General features: G+C 59.9%; 19 protein-coding genes and 3 tRNA genes. 5 read left to right on the top strand and 17 right to left on the bottom strand.

Features of this window, described 5'->3' with window-relative positions:
- Nucleotides 1–11: 11 nt before the first annotated feature.
- The gene (locus AC13FW_RS15900) at nucleotides 12–863 is read right to left on the bottom strand and encodes an MBL fold metallo-hydrolase (RefSeq protein ID WP_482989712.1); all 852 of its coding nucleotides are present in this window, start codon (nucleotides 861–863) and stop codon (nucleotides 12–14) included.
- Between the two features lie 12 nt (nucleotides 864–875).
- On the opposite strand from AC13FW_RS15900, the gene AC13FW_RS15895 reads away from it, so the two are divergent.
- Nucleotides 876–1,844, top strand: a complete 969-nt coding sequence (locus tag AC13FW_RS15895) for a GlxA family transcriptional regulator (protein ID WP_482989711.1) — start codon at nucleotides 876–878, stop codon at nucleotides 1,842–1,844.
- A gap of 131 nt (nucleotides 1,845–1,975) precedes the next feature.
- On the opposite strand, the gene AC13FW_RS15890 is transcribed toward AC13FW_RS15895, so the two are convergent.
- On the bottom strand, nucleotides 1,976–2,245 hold the full coding sequence (locus AC13FW_RS15890) for a putative hemolysin (protein WP_482989710.1): 270 nt from the start codon (nucleotides 2,243–2,245) through the stop codon (nucleotides 1,976–1,978).
- A 293-nt stretch (nucleotides 2,246–2,538) separates the two neighbouring features.
- Here AC13FW_RS15890 and AC13FW_RS15885 point away from each other — a divergent pair, with 293 nt between their 5' ends.
- Both AC13FW_RS15885 and AC13FW_RS15880 read left to right on the top strand, forming a co-directional pair.
- Nucleotides 2,539–2,847 (top strand): hypothetical protein, encoded by a 309-nt coding sequence (locus AC13FW_RS15885; RefSeq protein ID WP_482989709.1) that lies wholly within the window; start codon nucleotides 2,539–2,541, stop codon nucleotides 2,845–2,847.
- A gap of 241 nt (nucleotides 2,848–3,088) precedes the next feature.
- On the top strand, nucleotides 3,089–3,319 hold the full coding sequence (locus tag AC13FW_RS15880; RefSeq protein ID WP_296253060.1) for a DUF1653 domain-containing protein: 231 nt from the start codon (nucleotides 3,089–3,091) through the stop codon (nucleotides 3,317–3,319).
- 51 nt (nucleotides 3,320–3,370) lie between these two features.
- On the opposite strand, the gene AC13FW_RS15875 is transcribed toward AC13FW_RS15880, so the two are convergent.
- Both AC13FW_RS15875 and AC13FW_RS15870 read right to left on the bottom strand, forming a co-directional pair.
- Complete coding sequence (locus AC13FW_RS15875; RefSeq protein WP_296253059.1) at nucleotides 3,371–3,511, bottom strand: hypothetical protein; 141 nt, start codon at nucleotides 3,509–3,511, stop codon at nucleotides 3,371–3,373.
- A gap of 1,197 nt (nucleotides 3,512–4,708) precedes the next feature.
- A complete protein-coding gene (locus AC13FW_RS15870) occupies nucleotides 4,709–5,257 on the bottom strand; it encodes a DUF805 domain-containing protein (protein WP_482989708.1) in 549 nt (182 codons plus the stop codon).
- 324 nt (nucleotides 5,258–5,581) lie between these two features.
- On the opposite strand from AC13FW_RS15870, the gene AC13FW_RS15865 reads away from it, so the two are divergent.
- The gene (locus AC13FW_RS15865) at nucleotides 5,582–6,778 is read left to right on the top strand and encodes a hypothetical protein (protein ID WP_482989707.1); all 1,197 of its coding nucleotides are present in this window, start codon (nucleotides 5,582–5,584) and stop codon (nucleotides 6,776–6,778) included.
- 34 nt (nucleotides 6,779–6,812) lie between these two features.
- Here AC13FW_RS15865 and AC13FW_RS15860 read toward each other — a convergent pair whose 3' ends face one another.
- The 11 genes from AC13FW_RS15860 to thrS form a co-directional block, all read right to left on the bottom strand.
- A complete protein-coding gene (locus AC13FW_RS15860; RefSeq protein WP_482989706.1) occupies nucleotides 6,813–7,964 on the bottom strand; it encodes a hypothetical protein in 1,152 nt (383 codons plus the stop codon).
- Between the two features lie 46 nt (nucleotides 7,965–8,010).
- Nucleotides 8,011–8,250: a hypothetical protein gene (locus tag AC13FW_RS15855; protein ID WP_482989705.1), complete on the bottom strand. Its 240-nt coding sequence runs from the start codon at nucleotides 8,248–8,250 to the stop codon at nucleotides 8,011–8,013.
- A gap of 151 nt (nucleotides 8,251–8,401) precedes the next feature.
- A tRNA-Pro gene (locus AC13FW_RS15850) sits at nucleotides 8,402–8,478 on the bottom strand.
- A gap of 61 nt (nucleotides 8,479–8,539) precedes the next feature.
- Entirely contained in the window at nucleotides 8,540–8,896 is a 357-nt protein-coding gene (locus AC13FW_RS15845) for a MerR family transcriptional regulator (RefSeq protein WP_057629341.1), read from the bottom strand.
- The gene (locus AC13FW_RS15840; protein ID WP_054657702.1) at nucleotides 8,877–9,176 is read right to left on the bottom strand and encodes an integration host factor subunit alpha; all 300 of its coding nucleotides are present in this window, start codon (nucleotides 9,174–9,176) and stop codon (nucleotides 8,877–8,879) included. Before AC13FW_RS15840 ends, AC13FW_RS15845 begins: the two co-directional genes overlap by 20 nt.
- A gap of 21 nt (nucleotides 9,177–9,197) precedes the next feature.
- Complete coding sequence (pheT, locus tag AC13FW_RS15835) at nucleotides 9,198–11,579, bottom strand: phenylalanine--tRNA ligase subunit beta (protein WP_482989704.1); 2,382 nt, start codon at nucleotides 11,577–11,579, stop codon at nucleotides 9,198–9,200.
- Between the two features lie 126 nt (nucleotides 11,580–11,705).
- Nucleotides 11,706–12,701, bottom strand: a complete 996-nt coding sequence (pheS, locus tag AC13FW_RS15830; protein ID WP_482989703.1) for a phenylalanine--tRNA ligase subunit alpha — start codon at nucleotides 12,699–12,701, stop codon at nucleotides 11,706–11,708.
- A 200-nt stretch (nucleotides 12,702–12,901) separates the two neighbouring features.
- Nucleotides 12,902–13,261, bottom strand: coding sequence for a 50S ribosomal protein L20 (rplT, locus tag AC13FW_RS15825; RefSeq protein WP_054657697.1), 360 nt, complete (start codon nucleotides 13,259–13,261; stop codon nucleotides 12,902–12,904).
- Between the two features lie 10 nt (nucleotides 13,262–13,271).
- Nucleotides 13,272–13,469 carry a 50S ribosomal protein L35 gene (gene rpmI, locus AC13FW_RS15820; RefSeq protein ID WP_002811096.1) on the bottom strand — a complete coding sequence of 66 codons (198 nt, stop codon included), beginning with the start codon at nucleotides 13,467–13,469 and terminating at the stop codon, nucleotides 13,272–13,274.
- A gap of 287 nt (nucleotides 13,470–13,756) precedes the next feature.
- A complete protein-coding gene (gene infC / locus AC13FW_RS15815; RefSeq protein WP_282265677.1) occupies nucleotides 13,757–14,281 on the bottom strand; it encodes a translation initiation factor IF-3 in 525 nt (174 codons plus the stop codon).
- Nucleotides 14,282–14,349: 68 nt separating this feature from the next.
- The gene (gene thrS / locus AC13FW_RS15810) at nucleotides 14,350–16,254 is read right to left on the bottom strand and encodes a threonine--tRNA ligase (protein ID WP_481509864.1); all 1,905 of its coding nucleotides are present in this window, start codon (nucleotides 16,252–16,254) and stop codon (nucleotides 14,350–14,352) included.
- Between the two features lie 708 nt (nucleotides 16,255–16,962).
- Here thrS and AC13FW_RS15805 point away from each other — a divergent pair.
- Nucleotides 16,963–17,805 (top strand): hypothetical protein, encoded by an 843-nt coding sequence (locus tag AC13FW_RS15805; RefSeq protein WP_482989702.1) that lies wholly within the window; start codon nucleotides 16,963–16,965, stop codon nucleotides 17,803–17,805.
- Between the two features lie 210 nt (nucleotides 17,806–18,015).
- On the opposite strand, the gene AC13FW_RS15800 is transcribed toward AC13FW_RS15805, so the two are convergent.
- Nucleotides 18,016–18,090, bottom strand: a tRNA-Val gene (locus AC13FW_RS15800).
- A 115-nt stretch (nucleotides 18,091–18,205) separates the two neighbouring features.
- A tRNA-Val gene (locus AC13FW_RS15795) sits at nucleotides 18,206–18,280 on the bottom strand.
- Nucleotides 18,281–18,286 lie beyond the last annotated feature (6 nt).

Genomic DNA, 18,286 nt, shown 5'->3' with positions numbered 1-18,286 from the left:
CACTACCTTGCTCAGAACTCGAGCACCTCACCATCAGCTGGAACCCGCAGGCGATCCGCCAGCCCTGCGTCCCGCGCAGCCAGCAGCAACCCCTGCCGACTCACCGGGCAATGGCTCAACGCCTCCAGATGGTTGGCAACAACAACGCCGTCGGCAATGCGCGTAAACGCCAGCGCTTCATCCAGCCCCATGATGATCTCGCCGCCAAGATCAAAGCGCGCGCCGCCGGCGGGGATCACGCAGACATCCGGTTGCTGCCTGCGCACGAAATCTTCGATGGCAGGGGTAAGCACGGTGTCGCCAGACAGATACAGACGGGGCTCGCCGGGGATCTCAATCAGATAGCCCACACCATGCTCCATGAAGCGCCCGATCACACCGCGGCCATGCGTACAGCGCACAGTACGAATGCTTCCGCCCAGAAAAGGACTGACGAGCTCATGCGCCTCGGGCAAGGTCTGCACGTTCAAGCCGCGCGCCGCCAGATGTACGGCATCGTGCGGCATGCAGATCACCGGAATTCCCCGTTCACGTAGCCAGCGCTTGCCTGCACGGTCCAGGTGGTCGAAGTGACCTTTCTGGCAGTGGGTAATCAAACAGTGGGTGACCGACTGCAGCGCCTGCTCGGCTTCCGCTGGCAGATGCACCAGCGGGTTGCGCTGCAGACCGGCAAACAGGCGCAGGGGCGGCAACACCGCCCTGTCGGCCAGCATCGGATCGACCAGGATTCGATGCGGGCCGATTTCGACAATGGTCGTGGCATTGCGGAGCTGCTGGATTTTCATGGCTTGGCCGATAGAAAGAGGGCCCCATGGTGAGCCGACGGCGCCTGTTCGATAATGGCAGGAAACGTCATATCCCATTCAATTCCGGCCATGCCAAAGACCTGCCAGATCGGCCTCCTGCTCTATCCCGGCTGCATGCCTGCCGGCCTGCTTGGCTTTGCCGACCTGCTGCACGCAACCAATCGCCGCACAGGACAGCCACTGTTCCAAACCCGCTTCGTCGGTTTGAAAGCCGGCCCAGTCAACTGCAGCCAAGGCCTGGAAATGCAGACCCACGGCAGCGTCGATGACCCGCTACTCGATGCCGTGCTCGTCCCCGGATTCTGGGCCGAATCCGCAGCCGAGGTGGAAGCCGCGCTGCAGAACAACGCCGCACTGATACGGGCGCTTGCGCGGCTCCCCAAACGCTCGCGGCTGTGGAGCTACTGCGTAGGCGTCAGCCTCGCTGCAGCCAGTGGGCGGCTGGACGGACAAGCAGCCACCGCCACCTGGTGGCTGCTCGACACGCTGCGCCAGCGCCATCCGAAGATACGCTGGCAGGCAGAGAGCACCTGCATCCATGCAACGCGACACGCCACCGCAAGCGGCGTCAGCGGCTACCTGCCGATTGCACAGCATCTGATCGAACAGACAGTCAGCCCCGCCATCCTGCAGGATCTGGTCAAGCTGATGGTGCTGCCAAGGCCGGCGCAGACCCACGATGCGTTCCAGGCGCTGAGCCTCATCCAGCAATCCAGCACCTTGCTGCGCAAGCTGCATGCGTCGGTTGAAGCATTGCCTGCAGATCAGCTGACCATGGACAGGCTTGCAGAACTACTGGGTATGTCCAGCCGCACACTTGCGCGCAAGGTGAAGGATCAGACTGGCTGCGCCGCCGCAACGTACTCGCGCCGCATCAAGCTCGCCCAGGTCGCCGAGCGCCTGACGCTCACCTCCGCACCGCTCTCAGCAATCAGCAACGAACTTGGCTTCAGCAGCGACTCGAACCTGCAGCGCATGTTCAAGGAGCTGACCCGGCTCACGCCCATGCAGTATCGGCAGCGATTCTCGCGTCAGTGATGCCAACGAGCCGAGCGTGGCTCGGCACTACATCGCATCGCGCATGACGGATGTTCTGCTCATCCTGTTGGTCGTTGGCGCACGACAAAGGCGACCGTCAACGAGCAATCCGAACCCAACACGCAGCCCTCTTACTTCGTGCCGGCCGCGTTGTCGCGCCGGAACAGCTCCCACTCTTCGATCTGGGTGCCATCAGCCAGATGGCAGATGCCGTACTCGCCGCCTTCGTTGTTTTTCTTGATCTCGACCTTGCCGCCCTTCTTCACGCAATACTCGGATGCAGGATTGGCCATGCCAACGCGCGACGCGGCGGTATCGGTCTTCGCGTCATTTTTCGGCGCACAGCCCGCGACCGCGGCGGACATCAACAAGGCAAGGGTACAAAGAACAATAGATTTCATGAATGCTCTCCAAGGCGATTGCCCTATTTTCAGCCGCAGACCAGCAAAAGACTGTGATGACCTTGCAGCCTACCAGCCAACCCATTGGGCCGCCGCATCCGAAGCATCGAGTGGGAGCATTGCACACGCGCTCAACGACTATTGAAAGGTAGCCAAGGACTTGCTCACCAAACTGCCCTCGGCACCAACATCCCACCTCCGCAACATCGCTACCGGCAGCATTGCGCCGCACCGGCAGGTTTGAACACCCGTCTGGCAGCCAGTAAAATCGCTCTTTGTAGAAGGAGCAGAACATGCCCAAAGACACGCTGCTTCACGACATGCTGACCACCGTGGACAGGCTCATCGCCGTCTTCTCCTCAGCCACCCCCGATGAGAAAGCCTGGCGCGAGGCGATCATCGAGATGCGCGAGATCCGCGCCTCATTGCCCGCATCTCCGCAATTGGAGAGATTCGTGGGCAAGCGCATCAGGCAGTCTCTCGACATCCGCGGCCTGAGCCTCACCAACGGCCCAGCCACGCGAGCCCTCCTCGGCCCTACCATCGTGACCAACCTGACGCTGGCCAGGCAAGTCCTGGAAGGCTACCTGGGCAAGCGCTGAGGATAGACGCGAGTTGCCATTCACTCTTGGCGGCCCCTGATCTGATCGCAAATCAGCCACGGTGTACATCACTGTATTAGGGCGGCGCTTCTACCGTTCTTCGGGATGTGATTGGATCAAGAGAACTTGAGCCGATAGGCGCGCACCGTCATGGATCGAAGCTGCCCCCGCTTGCAGTCCGCAGGGAAGCCTTTCTTCCAGCTGCTACGATCCGCCGCCCCACCCGACAGAGAAACCATCAATGTCCGACCTACCTGCTCTTCCCAGCCTCGCACTTGGACGCTATCGCCACTTCAAAGGCGGCGAGTACGAAGTCATCGGCCTCGCCCGGAGTAGCGAAACATTGGAAGCCCTGGTCCTCTACAAGCCCTTGTACGGCGACCTGGGCGTCTGGGCCCGACCCTATGCGATGTTCGTGGAACAGGTGACTGTCGAAGGTGTCTCCCAGCCAAGGTTTGCCTACCAAGGCTGATACCTGCGCAGCAGATGCCAGCAGCACCCTCGCCGCCGCCGGCTGATGGCCTTACCGGCAGGACAACCAGCTCAGAATACCGACCATCGCCAAAACCCAGAGCGCTGTCTTCACCGTTCCTTCGATCATGTTGCCGCCGAAGAGAAATTCCAGAACGCGCCACAGGGCGGATGGCTTACCGGGATAGTTCATTGCAGCCTCATTACGTCAGACGTCGGGCGATCAAGCACGGCCGCCCTTTGGGGCTGTGAACCTAAACCCCACCGAGCAGCATTGCACCGTCTTGACGTACCCCAGCAGGGTCTGAACAAAGTGAGGTGCTGCAAGAACAAACAGATAACGTAGTACCAAGTCCGGAGGGAACTGCCGCTAGCGACGCCCCCATTTCTTGAACGCAATCTCTGCCGTCTCAGCTCGCAGTCTGCGCTCATTCCGCCGCGCCCATTCTTCGCATCCCGCCCTGCCGGTCTCGTAGCTCCGGCAGTTGCGTGGCGGATGCAGCACTGCTCCACCAGGTGGAGGCAGGTGGTACGCGAGGTTAACGAACCACGATCCGTCCAGCCGCTCGACCAACCGGGATACTGCGATTTCGTTGACGTAGATCGCCGTCAGTTGGCTCTCGAAGTCTGCGACCTTCGCCCATTTGAAGTTCTGTGGAAGCATGGCCCAGCATGGCGCCGGGGCGTCTCAGAAGCTGGGATTCGCGGCCGACTGACGACATGAAAGTGCTTCAGCCAAGCGGCGTCGACTTGAACGATCAGTCAGCCCCGAACTCATCCGGCCAGAGTGGCTCTCGCTCGATCGGGTGGCTGATCTGGATGCGGGGTGCCTCGATTCTCGAACCCTGCCCAACTGGAACTGGAGTTGGGACTGATCTCTCAATAAGTGTGTACGCCGAAAGAGAGAACTGGCGAAGAACTCCTTTGCACTTGTCGCCCCACAACGAGTGACCCGAATCAGTGTCGAACCTGATGGGTAGCGAGTACAGGCCATTCTGATCAGTGAGTGTCAGAGCTGGTCCGTAAGCTTGCGAATTCTGCAGCCAAGAGGCGCCCACCATTGCGCCAGGTAATGGTGCACCACTGGCGTCGACGACCGAGCCGGAAATGACATAGAAGCGAGCCTTGCATTTCGCCAGCCCCTCTGGAACAGCCACTACAAACAGGAGGAATACCAGAAGTACTCGCATAGGACTAAACACCCAATGACCGGACCCTTGGTCCGGTTACACCGTTCATGCCGGTTATCCGCACCACGTCGTATCGTACCCCGCCGCGCTTGGCGTAGCCCTCTCCAAAGGTTGCAGGTTCCAGCAAACAAGGTGACGGATCACCGATAGCTGCACGTCGCACCCGCATCCAGAATGACCCCAGCCACAGATACCCTTGCTCATCCCGCAGCCACCTCGGCCGGCTCCTTCGCCTTGCTGGGATAGGTAAGCAGATAGAGCAGCACCAGGATGCCACCAACCGGCGCCAGACTGATCAGCTGCCACCACGGGTTCAAACCAGCGTCGCGCAGGCGCCGGGTACAGGCCGCGATCCAGGGCAGCAGTACCAGCAGCGAGGTGATTTCCAGCGCCCATTGGCCAATGGCTTCAGCGGAAAGCTGGGCGAAGGCAAGCACCATCGCCACAGCAAGGGCGAACCACCAGAAGTCCGCCCGCGGGGTTGTGCCGGTGAACTCCAGGCCGCGCAGCACGCCGTCGCGCATTGCCTCCAGCGCTGGCTGACTGGGGGACGGATTGCCTGTCAGCAGGCTTTCGGCAGGCACCTCGAAGACGGCAGCCAATGCCCGCAAGGATTCCGTCGAGATCTTCGCGCCGGACTCCAGGCGCTGGATGGTCCTCAGGTTCAAGCCGCTCAGATTGGCCAACTGCTCCTGCGACCACTGCCGGCCAGTGCGGAGCTCGCGAAGTCGGGCGCTGTTGATGTGCATGAAAGACCCCTTGAATCAGTTGTTTGGCTTACCGACATCATCCTGCCCTTCCCGGTCTTGGGTAACGACATCAGCCCGACACGGGCAGGACACGAACCCGACCTGGCACTGGCGGCCCTCGGCCTGGCCCGAGCATAGCGCCCTGCGAGCCTGCGATTCATGCGTTTGAGGTGAACCCTGAAGGTAGCCCACAGGGGATGAGCCCATACGAAAAACATCCTTTTGTACTGAAAAGATGGCTGGCGTCGCGCAACACCCTCGTTAAGCTTGACTCTTAAAAAAAAAAGTGTATTAAGAGTATTAGTTAGAAAAGAAGATAAATTTATGACAACTCATAACAATCTGTTCCAGAACCCATTTAGACCTGGAGCCGGCCATATGCCCCCGTACTTGGCAGGCAGAACGGAAGAACAGAAAGAATTCACCGGCCTACTTAGGCAGGAAGTGATACTGGATAACATCATCCTGACGGGCCTCCGAGGGGTGGGCAAGACCGTCTTGATGGAATCACTCAAACCACTAGCGCAGCAGCAACAGTGGGCCTGGGCGGGCACCGAGCTTTCCGAAACCACGTCAGTAACGGAACAGACCTTAGCGACCCGAATAATTACCGATCTTTCGGTGGTCACCTCCAGCTTCACTCATCGGGTGACGATCCCCGCTGCACCCGGATTTGGGACAAAGCCAACGTATCTACAGCAGCGTCTTGATCACGCCTTCTTGACTCGCGTCTACAACGAAACGCCAGGGCTATCATCAGACAAGCTGAAGGCGGTGCTTCAGCTCGCATGGGTAAGTATCCAGAGTTCGCAGCTTCGAGGCGTGGTATTTGCCTACGATGAGGCACAGACTCTCGTCGATCACGCATCGAAGGAGCAGTATCCTTTCTCTCTGCTACTTGACGTATTTCAGTCAATTCAGAAGTCCGGAATACGCTTTATGCTACTCCTAACAGGACTACCCACCCTTTTCCCGAAGCTCGTGCAAACACGAACGTTTGCCGAAAGAATGTTTAGAGTCATCACTCTTGGGCGCCTCTCGGACGAAGAAACAAAGGCTGCAATCGTCGTGCCGATAAAAAATCTCAATAGCCCAGTGATGCCGGGACCAAACAGTGTCAAGCTGATATGCAAGAAATCTGGCGGCTACCCGTATTTTGTTCAATTCATCTGCAGAGAAGTTTTCGACGTTTGGGTAAATGACCCGAAAGCATCCGTGCCTATCGATAGCATTATCAGTAAATTGGACACTGACTTTTTCTCGGGCAGGTGGGCAAAGGCCACCGACAGGCAGAGAGACCTTCTGAGTATCATTGCGTTCCTTCCTAGCGCCGATGGGGAATTTAGCGTCTCAGAGATCGTGAGCGAATCCAAAACGTCGTCGCGGCCGTTTAGTAGCAGTCACGTCAATCAAATGCTTGGAAGCCTTGCTGACGCGGGCTTGGTTTATAAAAACCGGCATGGCAAATATGCACTTGCCGTCCCGATGCTTGATGACTACATACGGCGACAACACCACTAAGCTGTCAGTATCGCAGTCACGCACTAGTTGAGCACTAGCAGCATCGCGATCGAGCCTTGAGCGCGATAGAACGCCTTCTGGCATTGCCCTCACGGGGGGGCGATGCCGGGGTTTTATCGATGGGTCTAGGCAAACAAGGAGCCTCGGACCTCTGCGTAACCCCGCCCCCGACCCGCCAAGATGCAATTGCATCTTTCAAGCGAAGAGTGAGCGGCTTGATCGCCTCGAAACAGGCGATTACAGCCACAATAGCCGCGCACGAAGCAAGCGGCAACGAGATTGGAAGCAGGACAAAAGAGAGATTGATAAGACAGACGTAGTAGGTAAACACACGCAGGTGAAATCGATCTCGCGGCGACACGATCACGTTATTGACCCGATTGACCTCATACCGCCCACCCATTGAACGAACCTCACCCCCCCCCCTTGGGGCCGACTTCTTTTCGCCGCCCTGCACGCCACGCTCTCTGAGCTTGGCATAGGTGTAAAGATCAAAACTCTGCGCGACCGCTATTTCGCTCAACGGCACAACAACTTGAAAATCATCAGCGGTAGCCACCTGCCCGCCTCTGGGCGAGTGCGCAGCATGAACGTCAGCATAGAAGGTTTCCAAGATCAGGCGACCGACACCATCGCGGTGGCCCGATGCCAAGGGGCGCATGGTCAGCCAGACCCTATCCCGATCAGGATCAGGAGAGGTCCTCTTAGCAATTCCTACATACACCTTCCCCGACTTCAAGGATAGGCACGTCGACAGCTTCCTCTCCAGGCAGTAGTAGATCGTCTCCTCAAGTTCATCAATGATCCGCGTTTTCCTAGCAGAGGCGAAAAGCAGAGAAGGGCTGCGATGAAAAGGATGATTAAGCAGAAAGGCCAGTAACCACGTGATGGGGACGGCCCAAGTGAGCATTCTAAGTAGCAATACGACAACGCTTTGCTCGTCCACCTTCGCCAACGCAGGCAAGACACTGGACACTTCATCGAAAATGAAACGCATGAATCCACACTTCTGAAGCGCCAAGTCAACACTAAGCGCCAATACAAAGATCTGGATAGCACAAAGAGCACCACCAAAATATTGGGGGTGCCCTGGATTTTTGAGCGCAATGTACCGCGTTGCTATGCAGTCTTTATAAAGCTTCCAACCTAGAGCAAGGAATAGCAATCCTGCTATTACCGAAGACATCAGCAACCCCCTGTCGCCTACTTGACCGTGAGCTCAAATGAATAGGTCAGCGGAACTTGCCCACAGCATTCACCATATAAGGTTCACGTTGCCCGCCGTCCTCATCGCTCTCTAAGGAAGCCATCTGCTGAAGGATTCGCACGCCTTCCACTTGTAGCTGAAAGCGATCATTTTCCAAGGCAGCATCAACATCAACTATCAAGCCACCGTCATGATCGAGCGTGAAGTAGTCACTCTCCGACCGAAGGGATTCCGCCCAAAACCATTTGGAGATGTTCTTGCTCATAGCTCCTCCTTACCAGGCTACCAATCCATCGAAGGACCCTCGCGTGCACTCTATCCTCAAGCATATAGGGTGACCATAAGGTGACTATCAGGTTACGGCCTTATCGAAGAACTCTATTATTCAGCCTAACTAATTGATAAAAAACCAATAATGGTCGGGACGGCCGGATTTGAACCGACGACCCTCTGCCCCCCAGGCAGATGCGCTACCAGGCTGCGCTACGCCCCGATCGTTACTGGTCTTGCCTTGCGGCGAGCCGGTGATTATACCGGTTTTCACACAAAAAAGTTCAGCGACGGAGCAGTTGCAGTACTTCTTCCAGCTCCATGCGCACCTGCTTGATGATCTGGTTGCTCAGCGCCGACTCTTCGCGGGCGCCCTCGCCTTCCAGTCGCAGGCGGGCGCCACCGATGGTGTAACCCTGTTCGTACAGCAGGCCGCGGATCTGCCGGACCATCAGCACGTCGTGGCGCTGATAGTAGCGGCGGTTGCCACGGCGCTTGGCCGGCTCAAGGCTGGGAAACTCGGTTTCCCAGTAGCGCAGCACGTGCGGCTTTACGTCGCACAGCTCGCTCACTTCACCAATGGTGAAGTAGCGCTTGGCCGGAATCGGCGGAAGTTCGCGGTTACTGCCCGGATCCAGCATATGCCTCCACCCGCTCCTTGAGCTTCTGGCCCGGACGGAAGGTGACTACCGTACGGGCAGAAATCGGAATTTCCTCGCCGGTCTTGGGGTTGCGACCCGGGCGCTGGTTCTTGCGCCGCAGATCGAAATTGCCGAAGCCCGACAGCTTCACTTGACGTCCCTGTTCCAACGCATCGCGCAACACATCGAAAAACGCGTCGACAAATTCCTTGGCCTCACGCTTGTTCAGACCAACTTCGTCGAACAACCGATCCGCCATCTCCGCCTTGGTCAATGCCATGCCTGCTCCCTGTATGCCGCCTCAGCCACGGATCTTTGCGCCGTGCCCGCGATCAATCGCCGCCACCACCTCGGTGACTACGGCTTCCACGTCGCGGTCCGTCAATGTGCGCGACTTGTCCTGCAAAATCAAGCCCATAGCCAAACTCTTGAAGCCCGGCTCGACGCCCTGGCCAACATAACGGTCAAACAGCGCCACTTCGCGCAGTAGTTCGCCACTGGCAGCACGGATGGTGGCCGACAGGTCAGCCCAGCTGACCGATTCAGCTACGACCACCGCCAGATCACGACGCACGGCCGGGAAGCGCGACAACTCGCTCGAACGCGGCAGCGAACGCGCAGCCAGCGGGGCCAGGTCCAGCTCGAAAGCATAGACATCGGCATCCACGTCCATCGCCTTGGTCAGCCGTGGGTGCAGCTGGCCAATCCAGCCGATGCACTCGCCATCACGCCAGATGTCCGCCGAGCGGGCCGGGTGCGCATACGGGCGCTGCGAGGCACGGAACTCCAGCGTGGCGCCCGAGGCCGCAGCCAGCGATTCCAGATCACCCTTGAGGTCGTGGAAATCAACCTTGCGCGCTTTCTCGCCCCACTGCAGGGTGGCAGCATCGCCGCACACGGCAGCCGCAATGCGCACGGTTTCCTTGGGCGCGGGCTTGCCCTCGCCGGCCTGCGCCGCGAACACGCGGCCGATTTCGAACAGGCGCACGCGGCCGGTCTGACGGGCGACGTTGCGGCCCAGCGTTGCCACCAGACCCGGCAGCAGCAGCGGGCGCATCACTGCCAGCTCGGCCGACAGCGGGTTGGCCAGCGCAACCAGACCTTCATTCTGCTGCCACTGCTTCAGCAGCTCGGCATCGACAAAAGCGAAGTTGATGGTCTCCAGCATTTCGCGGGCCACCAGCTGGCGGCGCACACTGAGGTCATCCAGACGGGTTTCGCTGGGCATGGCGATGCGTGCAGCGCCGCCCGGCAAGGTGGTCGGGATCGACTCATAGCCGTGGATGCGAGCCAGCTCCTCGATCAGGTCTTCTTCGATGGCGATGTCGAAACGGCGGCTCGGGCCGGTAACGTTCCAACCATCTGCAACAGCCTCGACCTGCATGCCGAGCGCGCGCAGGATGCGCTCGACTTCGGCGTCTTCAATCTGGATGCCAAGCACGCGCACGATGCGGGCGCGACGCAGCAGGATCCTGGCGGCGACCGGCAGATCGACTTCGCGCACGGCTTCGGTGACTGGCGCAGGCGTACCACCCGCGAGGTCCATTACCAGCTTGGTGGCGTATTCAATCGCGGTACGCGGCAGCTGCGGATCCACACCACGCTCGAAGCGATGGCCGGCATCGGTGTGCAAGCCCAGCTTGCGGCCACGGCCCATGATCGCCGCCGGGGCGAAGTGCGCCGCTTCCAGGAACACCTTGCTGGTCGCATCGGTGACGCGGGTATCGAAGCCGCCCATCAAGCCAGCCAGGCCAACCGGACGATCGGCATCGGTGACCACCAGGAAGCTGTCGTCCAGCGCGGCGTCGCGGCCGTCCAGCAGCTTGAGGCTTTCACCAGCACGCGAGCGGCGTACGGCAATTTGCCCCTTCAGCGTATCCAGGTCGTAGGCATGCATCGGCTGGCCGAGTTCCAGCATCACGTACTGGGTGATATCGACAAGCAGCGACACCGGGCGCACGCCACTACGGCGCAGGCGCTCGGCCATCCACAGCGGCGTGGTCGCGGCAGCATTGACGCCTTCGATCACGCGGCCGAGGTAACGCGGCGCTTCGGCAGCGGCATCGAGCTGGATCGAAAGTTCACGCGTGCCGATGGCCGGCACCGCGTCGGCAGCAAACGGCTTCACTTCGCTGCGGGTAGCGGCAGCCACGTCGAAGGCGATGCCGCGTACGCTGAAGCAGTCAGCGCGGTTCGGGGTGAGTTTGATCTCGATGCTGGCATCCGGCAGGCCGAGGTAATCAACCAGCGCGGTACCAACCGGTGCGTCGTCCGGCAGTTCCAGCAGGCCGGATGCATCGTTGTCCAGGCCCAGCTCCTTGGCCGAACACAGCATGCCGTTGGACTCCACGCCACGCAGCTTGGCCGGCTTGATCTTCAATTCACCGATCTGCGCGCCAACCATGGCCAGCGGCGCGACCAGACCCGGGCGCGCATTCGGCGCGCCGCAGACGATCTGCAGCAGTTCGGCCTGGCCCGCATCGACCTTGCAGATCTGCAGACGATCGGCTTCCGGATGGCGGGTAGCTTCGACGATGCGCGCGACCACCACGTTGTCCAGGCCTGCGCCCAGTGCAGTGACTTCTTCGACTTCCAGACCGATGGCAGTCAGCACGGCGCTGAGTTCATCGCGCGATGCGGTGGTCGGTACGTGGCTGCGCAGCCAGCTTTCAGAGAATTTCATGTATTTACCTTGATGGGAGGCAGGCCTCCCGTTGCGGTTTCTTTGTTGATGCCCAGCGCTTTGCGCCTTGGGGCTGGTCAACGTTTAGAAGCTGCCGAGCATGGCTCGGCACTACACAGTTCGCCTTTAGGCGAACTGCTTGAGGAAGCGGACGTCGTTCTCGAAGAAGGCGCGCAGGTCGTTGACGCCGTAACGCAGCATCGCGAAACGCTCAACGCCCAGGCCGAAAGCGAAGCCGGTGTAGCGCTCCGGATCGATGCCGACCGACTTCAACACGTTCGGATGGACCATGCCGCAACCCAGCACTTCCAGCCAACGGGTGCTGCCGTCAGGCTGCTGCCAGGCGATGTCCACTTCCGCACCCGGCTCCACGAACGGGAAGTAGCTCGGGCGGAAACGCATCTCGAAATCGCGTTCGAAGAAGGCACGCACGAACTCGGACAAGGTGCCCTTGAGGTCGGCGAAGTTGGAGTGTTCGTCCACCAGCAGGCCTTCGACCTGATGGAACATCGGCGAATGGGTCTGGTCGCTGTCGCTGCGGTACACCTTGCCGGCCGCGATCATGCGCAGCGGCGGCTTGTGGTCGCCCATGTAGCGCACCTGCACACCGGAGGTATGCGTGCGCAGCAGGCGGCCGTCGCCGAAGTAGAAGGTGTCATGCATGGCGCGCGCCGGGTGGTGCGGCGGGAAGTTCAGCGCCTCGAAGTTGTGCCAGTCGTCTTCGATTTCCGGGCCTTCGGACAGTTCGTAACCGAGGCGGGCGAAGATTTCGGTGATGCGCTCCAGGGTGCGAGTGACCGGATGCAGGCCACCGCGCTCGCCATGACGGCCCGGCAGGGTGACATCGATGCTTTCAGAGGCCAGGCGTGCGTCCAGCGCAGCGTTTTCCAGCAGCGCCTTACGCTCACCCAAGGCAGAGGACACGGCATCGCGCGCGATGTTGATCGCCTCGCCTGCCGCCTTGCGCTCCTCGGCCGGCAAGGCGCCAAGCTGCTTGAGCTGGGCAGTGATGCTGCCACTCTTGCCCAACAGCGAAACACGCAGGTTTTCCAGCGTTTCCGGGCTCTGCGCCGCGGCTACATCGGCCAGCGCCTGCGCGGTCAAGGATTGGATGTCACTCATGGGATCGACGAAACCTCTGGCCGGCTTGCCTACGCGGTACGCGCCGGGCCGACCCCCGTCGCCACCAGTGGCTGACTGCCGCGCAGCCATCGGCAGCGGCAACCAGCACAAAAAAGAATGGGGAAGGACTTGCGCCCTTCCCCATGCATTGTCTCACCACAGCCGCTGCGCGTGAACGCTACAACTGCTGCAGGAAGAACTTATGCCGCCAGTGCGCCCTTGGCCTTTTCTGCCAGAGCGGCAAAACCGGCTGCGTCGTGCACGGCGATATCAGCCAGAACCTTACGGTCCAGGGTGATACCAGCCTTCAGCAGGCCGTTCATGAAACGGCTGTAGCTCAGGCCGTTGATGCGGGCAGCCGCATTGATGCGGGTGATCCACAGCGAACGGAAATTGCGCTTCTTCTGCTTACGGCCAATGTAGGCGTACTGCTGTGCCTTGATGACTGCCTGCTTGGCAACGCGGAAGACCTTGCGACGGGCGTTGTAATAGCCCTTGGCGAGATCCAATACTTTCTTGTGGCGGCGGCGCGCCTGCACACCACGCTTTACTCGTGCCATGGTTCAGTCCTCAGAGGTAGGGAAGCATACGGTCCAGACGGCCTGCGTCTTCTGCGCGGACGTGATTCGTCTGACGCAGGTTACGCTTCCGCTTGGTCGCTTTCTTCGTGAGGATGTGGCTACGGTTGGCGTGACCGCACTTGTACTTGCCGGAGGCGGTCTTGCGGAAACGCTTGGCCGCCGCCCGGTTGGTCTTGATCTTGGGCATTGCTATGTCCTTGATGGTCTCTTTACTGACTGGGCGGTGGGCTGACCCACACTTTCCATCCTTGCCCTTGTCTGTCAAAAGCCCGCGCTCCCACTGGAGGCAGGCAGGTCCTGGGGGTGAAGCAAACAACAAACCCGGCGAACCGGGCCGCCCATTATGCCTTGTGCACCAGCTACTTGCAAACTGCAAGCAGATTGGCACCCAAATTGACTGAACAGGCATGCAAACAGGGAGGTAGCCGAAGCCCCTCCCTGTTCAGCAAAGCAGCAGGCCCGTGGGCCGACGGCTTACTTCTTCTTCGGCGCGATCATCATGACCATCTGCCGGCCTTCCAGACGCGGACGGGACTCGATCACGATTTCCTCACCCAGATCAGCCTCGATCCGGTTGGCCATCTCGCGACCCAGTTCCTGATGGCTCATTTCGCGGCCACGGAAGCGGATGTTGACCTTGATCTTGTCGCCATCCTCGAGGAAACGACGCATGTTGCGCAGCTTGATCTGGTAGTCGCCCTCGTCCGTGACCGGACGGAACTTCACTTCCTTGATCTCGACCTGCTTGGTCTTCTTCTTGGCCTCGTTGGCCTTCTTCTGCATCTCGAACTTGAACTTGCCGAAGTCCATGATCTTGCAGACAGGCGGATCGGCCTGGGGCTGGATTTCAACCAGGTCCAGGCCTTCATCTTCGGCCATGGACAGCGCTTCGTCGCGCGACAACACGCCAATCATTTCACCGTCACTGCCGATCACGCGTACGCGCGGCACCCGGATTTCCTGATTACGGCGGTTCTGTTTGTTGTCAGGGATACTGATATTGCAATCTCCAAGTGGATTAGTACCGGCCCTGCGGAGTGTCCGCCGGGGCCGGGGCCCTACTTACTTCAATGCTTCAATTCTGCCTGCAGCCGCTCGACGAAGGCCTGAACCGACATCGAACCAAGGTCTTCACCGGACCGCGTGCGTACCGCCACGGCCCCGTTCTCCTTCTCGCGGTCGCCCACGACCAGCAGGTACGGTACGCGCTGCAGCGTATGCTCGCGAATCTTATAGCCGATCTTCTCGTTGCGCAAATCGGCGTCAACCCGGAAGCCTTGATTTGCAAGGCTTTTGCGAACTTCGTCGACGTAATCGGCCTGGGCGTCGGTGATATTGGCCACCACCACCTGCACCGGCGCCAGCCAGGTCGGGAACGCACCGGCATGCTGCTCGATCAGAATGCCCAGGAAACGCTCCATCGAGCCCACGATCGCACGGTGCAGCATCACCGGATGGCGCTTCTGGCTGTTCTCGTCCACGTATTCAGCACCGAGGCGGCCCGGCATCATGAAATCGACCTGCATGGTGCCCAGCTGCCAGGTACGGCCGATGGCGTCCTTCAGGTGGTACTCGATCTTCGGGCCGTAGAAGGCGCCCTCGCCCGGCAGCTCCTGCCATTCCACGCCGCAGCTGGACAGCGCGGTGCGCAGCGCGCCCTCGGCCTTGTCCCAGGTCTCGTCGTCACCCAGGCGCGATTCCGGACGCAGCGCGATCTTGATCTGGATTTCCTCGAAACCGAACGCCTTGTACACCGCCAGCGCCTGCTGGTGGAAGGCCGTCACTTCGGCTTCGACCTGACTCTCGGTGCAGAAGATGTGACCATCGTCCTGGGTGAAACCACGCACGCGGAGGATGCCGTGCAGCGCGCCGGACGGCTCGTTGCGATGGCAGGCACCGAACTCGCCGTAGCGGATCGGCAGATCGCGATAGCTGTGCAGACCCTGGTTGAACAGCTGCACGTGGCCCGGGCAGTTCATCGGCTTCAGCGCATAGGTGCGCTTCTCCGATTCGGTGAAGAACATGTTGTCCTGGTAGTTGTCCCAGTGACCGGACTTCTTCCACAGACTCACGTCGAGGATCTGCGGGCAACGCACTTCGCCGTAACCACTCTGGCGATAGACATTGCGCATGTACTGCTCGACGACCTGCCAGATCGACCAGCCCTTCGGGTGCCAGAACACCAGGCCCGGCGCCTCTTCCTGCAGATGGAACAGGTCCTGCTGCTTGCCGATGCGGCGGTGGTCGCGCATTTCAGCTTCTTCGATGCGCTTGATATAGGCCTCAAGCTGCTTCTTGTCGGCCCAGGCGGTGCCGTAGATACGCTGCAGCTGCTCGTTCTTGGCATCGCCACGCCAGTACGCACCAGAGATGCGCATCAGCTTGAAGGACTTCAGGAAACGCGTGTTCGGCACGTGCGGGCCACGGCACATGTCCACGTATTCCTGGTGGTAGTACATGCCCATCGCGGTGATGTCGTCGGACATGTCTTCGATCAGGCGCAGCTTGTAGTCCTCGCCACGCGCCTTGAAGATTTCGACAACTTCCGCGCGCGGCGTGACCTTCTTGATCACGTCATAGTCCTGCGCGATCAGCTCGCCCATGCGCTTCTCGATCGCCGCCATGTCTTCCGGCGTGAACGGGCGCTCGTTGTAGATGTCGTAGTAGAAGCCTTCGGCGATGACCGGGCCGATCACCATCTTGGCTTCCGGGTACAGCTGCTTCACGGCATGGCCGACCAGGTGGGCACAGGAGTGGCGGATGATTTCCACACCCTCCTCGTCCTTGGCGGTGATGATGCGCAGCGAAGCGTCGTGATCGATCACGTCGCTGGCATCGACCTGCACGCCGTCCACGGCGCCGGCAATGGTGGCCTTGGCCAGGCCCGCACCAATGGACTGGGCAACGTCCATGACGCTGACCGGGTTTTCGAACTGACGGACGCTGCCGTCTGGGAGAGTGATGTTGATCATGGGATTCACCAAAGGTCACGACCCGCCGAGCGGGTTGGAAACAACGCCAACAGGCGCTGCCTCAAGGGAGTTTCATGGGGTTTCGGGCAATAAAAAAGCGCCACGACGGCGCCTGCATCAGGGCGGTGGCGGGAGATCAGCAGTGGGCGATGGTAGTGCTCATGTCACACGCTCGGCCGGCGCTTGGCGCGGGCCACCTCGATTGCCGAAGGGGTTGTTGGGGGAGATAGTAAACCAATCGGGGCAAACCTGCCCTCCCCCTCCCGCAAGATCTGGCCAACAAAGTCGAGCGCGCGCAACGAAGAACCGAAGCCAAAGCCCGGGCCCAGCCCCGAGCTCAGGCAGGCATCGACGCCAGCAACCACATCAGCACCCAAAGATCGCCGCCATTTTATTGCAATTGACAATCATTATTATTTGATTAAGCAAAGCAATTCGGCCACAGCACGCCACCTCCCATGCGCCCCATCACTCACCGCCCGATTCGCAGCCTGCTTGCATTGACCCTCTGCACCCTGGGCGCCCTGGGTGCAACCACGACAACCCGCGGCGACCTGGCAATCGCTGCGGCCGTCGCAGCAACAACCTGCGCACTGGGAGCCGCACTTGTTGCGTATACATCCCGACCACGGGCCGTCATCTGGACGACCGCCCTGACATGCCTGTGCTTTGCCCGACTGATATGGACTTTCTAGAAGGAAAAACGCCATGCATCACAAATTGCTCGCTCCTGGACTGCTCGCACTGGGCTGTCTGCAGAGCGCCGAAGCCCAGGAGTGGCCGGCAGCGCAATGTGAAGGCTGCTCACCCCAACAACTGCAGGCTGCAGCCAGAACCGAGGTCGATTTCGGCCCAGTCGCAGTCTTCAGCCTTTCCACCGCCGACCTGAAGACTTACGTCATCAACGGCAACCTGGAACTCTACGAGTCAATTCCGCCAGCAGCCCTGGACGACTATTTCGTTGACCTGATCGCGGTGTATCAGGCCAATGGAAACTCGCTACGGGTACACGTGGATATAGCCGACCTCGCGATCACCCCAGCCAGCAAGGTCGCGCGCACCGTCGACCCAACAGCTCAGGCTGAGTTTCCGGAAAGCGCCTGGGAGGCGATCAACAACTCGGCGAAAATGAACAACCTGCTGGGCGACATGAACTATCGGTGGCCAGCCCTGATCGCCGGCGGCAACAGCGTACTGCGCGTCCCGAATCCATATACGTGGCTCAAATCAGATGGCGCCCAAGCCACTGTCGAACTCGGTTTCGGCGACGGCAGCTCCATGGAAATCTTCTACAACGTCAAGACCAAACGCTGGGAAGAGGACCCAAGCAGCGCCAAGGACGCGCACAACAACTCCATTCCGAGAAGCAACGGTGATTTTGCCGGGGGCGGATACCGCGAGTACGAGTTCAACGGGCCTCCTGCAGCAGACCTTCAGAACTTCCTGATCGAAGCGCAAAGAAGAGGCGTTCCGGTAACAGGCCCAATCGGCACCAGCTTCCGTATCGGCTGCGCTTCCGCCAATGGCATCACTACCTGCCAAGCTCGCTGATTCAAAGGCCAACCTACCAAGCCAAATCGCGCCGTGACAGCCGCAGCATCAAACTTGAAACCAGCCGCGCTTGCCACCGTGCTTGGAAGTTCATGAAGCGCTCTGGCGCATGAGCAAATGCGCGCGCCCGCAGAACGCCGAAAACGAAAAAGCCGGCAATCATGCCAGCCCTTTCTTTCTTCACCTCGATCCGTTTACCGGAACCCGAAGTGGTGGGCGGTACAGGGTTCGAACCTGTGACCCCTACCATGTCAAGGTAGTGCTCTACCGCTGAGCTAACCGCCCGTCTGAAGCCTTTCTACGTCACAAAGGCCGAATCAGCCGTACTGCAACGCATTACATCACCTGGAAACAAAAAACCCGGCCGGCGCCGGGCTTTCGTGGCCACTTCGCGAGGAAGTGGTGGGCGGTACAGGGTTCGAACCTGTGACCCCTACCATGTCAAGGTAGTGCTCTACCGCTGAGCTAACCGCCCTTCTCA

The organism is Stenotrophomonas sp. 21LCFQ19, assembly GCF_056861425.1.
Note: the sequence above shows the minus strand (reverse complement) of the source record. Positions and strands in the feature narration are given on the sequence as shown.